At 66.3% G+C, this 6,592-nt stretch carries 4 protein-coding genes, 1 tRNA gene and 1 pseudogene; 1 reads left to right on the top strand and 5 read right to left on the bottom strand.

Annotation, left to right across the window (positions count from 1 at the left end; all coding sequences use genetic code 11):
* A pseudogene (locus tag EN742_RS19360) lies at window positions 1–310 on the bottom strand (hypothetical protein); the annotation flags it as partial.
* 354 nt (window positions 311–664) lie between these two features.
* Between EN742_RS19360 and EN742_RS19365 the strand changes: the two are divergent.
* Window positions 665–740, top strand: a tRNA-Thr gene (locus EN742_RS19365).
* A gap of 122 nt (window positions 741–862) precedes the next feature.
* Here the strand turns inward: EN742_RS19365 and EN742_RS19370 are convergent.
* From EN742_RS19370 to EN742_RS19385, 4 genes are all read right to left on the bottom strand, one after another.
* Entirely contained in the window at window positions 863–2,434 is a 1,572-nt protein-coding gene (locus EN742_RS19370) for an indolepyruvate oxidoreductase subunit beta family protein (RefSeq protein WP_128333158.1), read from the bottom strand.
* Window positions 2,427–4,580, bottom strand: a complete 2,154-nt coding sequence (locus EN742_RS19375; protein ID WP_127405266.1) for an indolepyruvate ferredoxin oxidoreductase subunit alpha — start codon at window positions 4,578–4,580, stop codon at window positions 2,427–2,429. Before EN742_RS19375 ends, EN742_RS19370 begins: the two co-directional genes overlap by 8 nt.
* 49 nt (window positions 4,581–4,629) lie before the next feature.
* Window positions 4,630–5,112, bottom strand: coding sequence for a MarR family transcriptional regulator (locus tag EN742_RS19380; protein WP_128333159.1), 483 nt, complete (start codon window positions 5,110–5,112; stop codon window positions 4,630–4,632).
* Window positions 5,112–6,592, bottom strand: a 1,481-nt coding sequence (locus tag EN742_RS19385) for an NAD(P)/FAD-dependent oxidoreductase (protein WP_148670157.1), incomplete at its 5' end; no start/stop codon positions are given. The genes EN742_RS19380 and EN742_RS19385, both read right to left, overlap by 1 nt.

Here is a 6,592-nt window from a genome sequence, read left to right on the forward strand (position 1 = left end):
GTTCCACCGTGGGCGCCGGCGCGGCGGTCTCGGCTGGCACGGCGATTTCAGAGGCCGCCGCCGGCGTGGCGCTCTCGTCCAACGCGGCGACATCGGGAACCGCCGGCAGGAACTCCGATTCGATCTCGGCGATCTTTGCCTGCACCGCCTTGCGGCGCTTGATGGCCCATTCCACGGTCACGTTGGGATTGGCCTGCAGAACGCGGTCGAGCGCGGCAAAGGCCGAACGATAGACCCGCTCGCGAAAGACGCGGTCCTCGGCATTGCCCTTCTCGAAGGCGTTGCGGATCGCTTTTTCGATCGCGTCCAAGCCAAATCCCTCTGCACGTTTCCTGCCATGATCGTTAGCGGCAGGCGGCCAATCAATCAACGGGCCGGCGGCCGCATTCTGCGCGGCGCGCCCGGACAAACCCGATTTCGGCGGTTTTTTACAAGGAAATCAACATATTTCGCCGAGGCCGTCCCACACCGACCGCCCAATACGGCGTTTCGGCATGCGGCGCATCGTCTGGACAGATCCTTCCAGCCCGGATCAGCACAACACGAATTGCCGGGTTCCGGCTCGAATTCGCGGTTGGTTATTTGAATTCGCCGCAAGCCATCTTGAATTCGCGGCGGGTTGAGTCTATCACCCAGCCCATCTTGGAGGCCTAGCGCTTCCCGGGCCGCTTTAGCTCAGTTGGTAGAGCACATCATTCGTAATGATGGGGTCGCGTGTTCGAGTCACGCAAGCGGCACCAGTTTCCCCCCGGGTTCCCATTCCCTGCGACAAAAACGCTCGAGGCATCTCGATCATTGTCGCGGCCCTGGATCGCGCCGCAAACTAGGTTTTCTTCCGGGATAGCTTGCGACGCTGCATCCCTTATCCCAGCGTCGCCACCGTCTTCAGCGCGCCATCGAGCATGTCGCCTTTCTCGTCCTTCAGCGCCGCTTCTCGCAGCCGGCGGATCCAGTCGGCCGCATCATCGCGGCCCTTGAGCATGGTGAGCGCCGAAAGCACGCGGTCGAACTTTGACTGGGCGCGGGCGTGGGTGTCGCTGTATCCCTTGATCAGCCTGCGGCAGTTCAGGATTTCCGTGCCAAGCACGTAATCTTCGCGGGCGTGGACGAGCGCCAGTTCGTACCAGCGCTCCAGATGCTCCATCTCGACCTTGTGGCGCAGCAGGCGGCGGCGCCAGCGGCGCAGGCCGCCGATGAACCACAGCATTGCGAAGCCGGTGAGGCTGTCGGTGCGGATGCGGCGGCCGCGATTGATGCGGCGGTCGAGGAAGTTGGCAAGCTTCGGTCTGTCCTCGATGTAGCTGCCGAGACCCGCCGGCAGCGTGCCGCAGAACTCCTCGATGCGCGGATGGAAATATTCCGTCAGCTGCAGGACCGTTCCATCCTTGACGCCGACCTCCTTGCGCACGCGCCTGTCGCGGGTCGAACGGGTCTTGAGATCGGCAACGCGGATCATGTCGTCGTAGCACATGGCATTGGCGAGATGTTTCGCCGCGGCGATCGACAGCGCGTAGGCGTGTTCCGGGCCATCCAGCGCGACGGCCTTGTCCAGCCGGTCGAGATACTCGCCGCCATAGGCGATGTCCTGGTAGTCGACGACTTTTTTCAGGCCGCGTTCGGCCATGTCGCGCGCCGGCTTTGGCAAGGCACCAACGCGGGCGGCCAGCTCCTGCCAGCCTTTCAGCAAGATTTCCGGTCCACGGACCTTCGCCGTTGACTTGGCTTCGGTGACGGCATGTTTCGCCGCCTGCTCGCCTGCCGGTGCAGCCGCGATGCCGCGCGTGCGATCGTAAGCGGCGGCGAAGGCGGCGAGGCTGGCTTTGACGCCGCGGCCGCCGGCGCCGCCGATCGCCTGCTCATAGTTGTCCCGCGCAAAGGGCAGCGCATCTGAACCGGCCAGCGCGCCGAGCAGGCTGGCCGAGATCATGGTGCCATTCTCGGCGGCGATCTTTTCCATGTCGAAGGCGATGAATCGCCTGGCCGCGGCTTGCGCCGTCGCGTGCACCTTCTCGGACGAGGCGCGGCCGTCGCCGGGCTCGATCTTTTCCGACACGGCGGCGATGCGGTGCGAGGAAGCGATCAGCGTCGTGCGCTCGGGCGTGACGAAGCCGCGGATGATGGCGCGACCGGCCTCCATCAGCTCGGCGGCGATCAGTATGTCGACATCGCCCTGCGACGGCGACAGCGCGAAGACCGGCAGCCGGCCGGTGTCGCGGGCCATCTCGATGTAATAGATCGTCGCGCCGGTACGCTGGGCGACGCCCGCCACTGAGGTTGACTGGGCGATATAGCCGCTGCGCTCGGCGACGTCGGTGATCCAGTCGGCGAGCACGCCGCCGCCCTGGCCGCCAACGGCAAGCACGGCGAGTTTTATCACCCGCTCGTCACCGGCGGCGTCCGTCCTCGGGCGCGAGGCTGTGTTCTCGTCAAGCATCGGCGAACACCAGCCGACGGCTTTCGCGGCGGCGCTGCAAAAGGCCGATCATGGCGCGACGCGCGCTTTCCAGGAAGCAGTCCCAGCGGCCGGGGTTGTGGACCACATCGGCACGGTAGAAGGACGGGCAGAGCACGGCGGCGTCCGCCACCTCGCCGCAATTACCGCAGCCGACGCAGTTCTGGTCGATCGATGCCACCGGATCGTCGCGCAGCGGATCGTCGAGCGACTTCACCGACAGCGACGGACAGCCGGAGAGCCGCATGCAGGCGTGGTCGCCGGTGCAGATGTCTTCGTCGACGCCGAACTTCGGCTTCACGACCCGCTCGCCGCCCTTGATTGCCTTGTCGACCAGCGGCTTCTCGCGGCGCTGGCGGTTCAGCATGCATTCGGACGACGCGACGATGACCTTAGGACCCGTCTCCTCGGTAGTCAGCGCCTCACGGAGCGTCGCCTGCATCTTGCCGACATCGTAGGTGCGATCGATGTGGCGCAGCCACTTGACGCCCATGCCTTTCACCGCCTCGGTGATCGGATGCTTGGTCGATTTCGTCCTGTTGCTCGCACGGGAGGACAAGATGTCTTGGCCGCCGGTGGCGGCCGAGTAAAAGTTGTCAACGATGACGATGACGCCGTCGTTCTTGTTGAAGACCGCGTTGCCGATCGAGGAGGTCAGGCCGTTGTGCCAGAAGCCGCCGTCACCAACGAAAGAGATTGAGCGGCGCTTGGCGTCGGGCGAATTGAACGCGGAGGCCGAGGCCGGACCCAGCCCATAGCCCATGGTGGTGGCGCCGAGCTCGAAGGGCGGCATGATCGAGAACAGGTGGCAGCCGATATCGGAGGCGATGTGGTGCTTGCCGAGCTCCTGCTCGACCAGCTTGGTCGCGGCAAAGATCGGCCGCTCGGGACAGCCGATGCAGAAGCCTGGCGGGCGGCCGGGAACGACATTGACGAGATCGGCGGTGTCGATGCCTTCGCCGAGCCTGTTCGGCGCCCTCACCTCGCCCGGCAGCAGGTGCGGAGCGTTGGCCCGCAGGAAGGAGCCGATGCCGTCGAGCATGACCTGACCGGTGTATTCGCCGGCCATCGGCAAATGCTCCTTGCCGACCAGCCTGGTGCCGCGGCCGGCCTTGTGCAGCATAGCCGCGAGGGCCTGCTCGATGTAGTTGGGCTGGCCCTCCTCCACGACCAGAACCGCCTGCTTGCCTTCGCAGAAGGCGAGGAATTCGTCGTCGACCAGCGGATAGACGGCGTTCAGCACATAGAGCGACACGTCGGTGTCGCCATAGGTGTCGGCGAGGCCGAGCCGCTGCAGCGCGCGGATGACCGAATTGTACATGCCGCCCTGCATGACGATGCCGACCGAGCCGTGATCGGAGCCGAAGATCTCGTTGATCTTGCGGCTCCTGATGAAGTCGACCGCCGCCGGCCAGCGCTTGGCGACCTTTTCCTTCTCGTGCAGGAAGGAAGCGGGCGGCAGCACGATGCGACCGGTATCGCGGCGCGGCGCTTCCAGCGCATCGGCCACCGACATTGGCGGGCGCTTGTTGTCCTTGGCGATGAAGTGGCCGTGGACGTGGCAGCAGCGGATGCGCACCTGCAGCATGACAGGCGTGTTGGAGGCCTCCGACAGCTCGAAGCCGTCCTCGACCGCCTTGACGATCGAGGGCAGGTTCGGCCGCGGATCGAGCAGCCAGACCTGGCTCTTCATGGCGAAGGCGTGGCTGCGCTCCTGCATGATCGAGGAACCCTCGCCGTAATCTTCGCCGACGATGATCAGCGCCCCGCCGGTGACGCCGCCCGACGCCAGGTTGGCCAGCGCATCGGAGGCGACATTGGTGCCGACCGTCGACTTGAAGGTGGCGGCCCCACGGATCGGGTAGTGCACCGAGGCCGCGAGCATGGCGGTGGCGGTGGCTTCCGAGGCGCTTGCCTCGAAATGCACGCCGAGCTCTCCGAGAATGTCCTGAGCGTCGGCGAGCACGTCCATCAAGTGGCTGATCGGCGCACCCTGGTAGCCGCCGACATAGCCGACGCCGCATTGCAGCAGCGCCTTGGTGATGGCGAGAATGCCCTCGCCGGCAAACTCCTGGCCGGCGCCGAGGCGGAGCTTTTCGACTTCCTTGGCAAAAGACCGTTCGGCCATTGTGGCCTCCTTCAGTTGCCGCCGGCATCCGGCGGCGCGTACGTCAAACTCAAATGTCGTGCTTGCGGATGTTCTTCAGCATCTTCTGCAGGATCGCGATCAGCGCGGCGTATTCGGCGCCGTCGACGCCGTCGAACATGGCCTCGAAGGCATCGTGCATGGCCGGCCACGCGCGGGTGAACAGGGCCCGCCCGTCGTCGGTCAGGAACACGTGGCGGAAACGGCTGTCGGAGACACCCTGTTCACGCCGCACCAGGCCCTGCCCCTCAAGCGTGTCGAGCGTCCGGCTCAAGGTCGACTGCTCGATCACCGTGTAGACCGAGAGGTCATTGACGGTGACGCCGTCGGTCACCGACAGCACGGCCAGCGTGCGGACCTGCGGAATGGTCAGGCCCTGCTTGCGGAAATCCTCGCGCAGCGTGGCGTTGTAGCGGCCCATGATGCGGTTCATCAGGTAGGGCGCGAAATGCTGCAGGCCGATCTCGCCCAGGGTCGAGATGCGCTGGCGCTTCTGCCGGACCTTCTCCTCCATCACAGCCTCCCCGCCAGCAGGTAGCCGGAGCCGCCGCCAAGCCCGGCGCCCGGATGGGTCGAGGCGCCGATGTGGTAGAGGTTCTTGATGCCGGTCGCATGGTTGCGGCTTGCCTTGAACGGCCGCCACAGGAAGGCCTGGTCGATGGTCGACGAGCCGCCATAGGGATCGCCGCCGACCAGGTTGATGTTCATCGCTTCGAGGTCGGCCGGCGAATAGGCACGACGCGCGATCACACTGCCGCTGAAGCCGTCGATGTGGTTGGCGAGGATCGCTTCGACGCGGTCGGCATAGGCCTCGCGCAGCTCGGCGGTCCATTGCCCGTCCGCCGGAGCCGCGAGCTTGCCGGCGGCATCGCCCTTGATGTGGCGCGGCGACTCGGGCAGCTGCAGCCAGAGGATCGCCTTGCCCGCCGGGCAACGCGACGGATCGAGCGCGTGCGGCTGGCCGACGCAGATGGTCGGCACTTCCGGCAGCAGGCCGCGCAGCGCTTCGTTGCAGGCTTTGGAGACGCCGTCGAGGCCGGGCGTCAGATGCAGCAACGCCACCTTGTCCAGCCCCTCGCCGGGCCAGGCCGGCGGCTTGCTCAAGGCATAGTGGATCTGGAAGTTGCCCTTGCCGTAGCGATATTCGCGCGTCGCATCGACAGCCGCTTCCGGCGCATCCCTGCCGAGCAGGCGGCCATAAAGCTGGGTCGGCGTGACCGAGCAGATGACGCTCTTTTTTGCGTGCACCGTTTCGCCAGAGGCCAGCCGCACACCGGTGGCGCGGCCGCCTTCGAGGATGATGGAGGCGACGTCCGCGTCGGTGGAGATCACGCCGCCGCGCTCCTTGATCAGCGCCTCGAAGGCGGCGAGCAGGTTCTTCGCGCCGCCCTTGACGATCGGCGCGCCGGCAGCCTCCAGCGCAAACGCAATGACCTTGGCGATCTGACCGGAAAAGGCGTCTTCCGGCCCGAGGCCGGCATGCAGCACCCAGGGCGCCCAGAGCGCACGGATCGTCTCGGATGTGTAGGCCGTCTCCAGCCAGCCGCGCGCCGGCGCCAGCGCCTCGCCGAGGAAGGCGGCAAGGTTGCGCGGCCCGCGCCGCCAGGCTTCGCCGGTGAGCAGCTTGGTCGTCGGATAGGACCACAAGACGCCGCCGAGCAGGCCGAACAGCAGGCCGGCATTGCGTTCGACGCCACCGACATCGTTGCCGTGGCGGTCGCCGTCGCCCGAGGCGACCTTGTTGAGCGCCGCGATGTTGGCGGCGCGGTCGGTGCTGAGCACGGCATGGCTGCCGTCGGGCCTCAGCACGCCGGTCGGGGTCGCGGTGTGGCAGAATTCCAACCCATGCCGCGCCAGGTCCTTGCCAAGGGCTGCAAAGGCCGGCGAGGTGATGAACAGCACGAAGGTCGTCGCCATCACGTCATGGACGAAGCCGGGCGCGGTGATCTCCTCGGTGCGCATGCAGCCGCCGATGCGGTCGTTGCGCTCCAGCA

Origin of the sequence: Mesorhizobium sp. M4A.F.Ca.ET.020.02.1.1, assembly GCF_004022645.1 — a bacterium.
GTDB lineage: Bacteria > Pseudomonadota > Alphaproteobacteria > Rhizobiales > Rhizobiaceae > Mesorhizobium.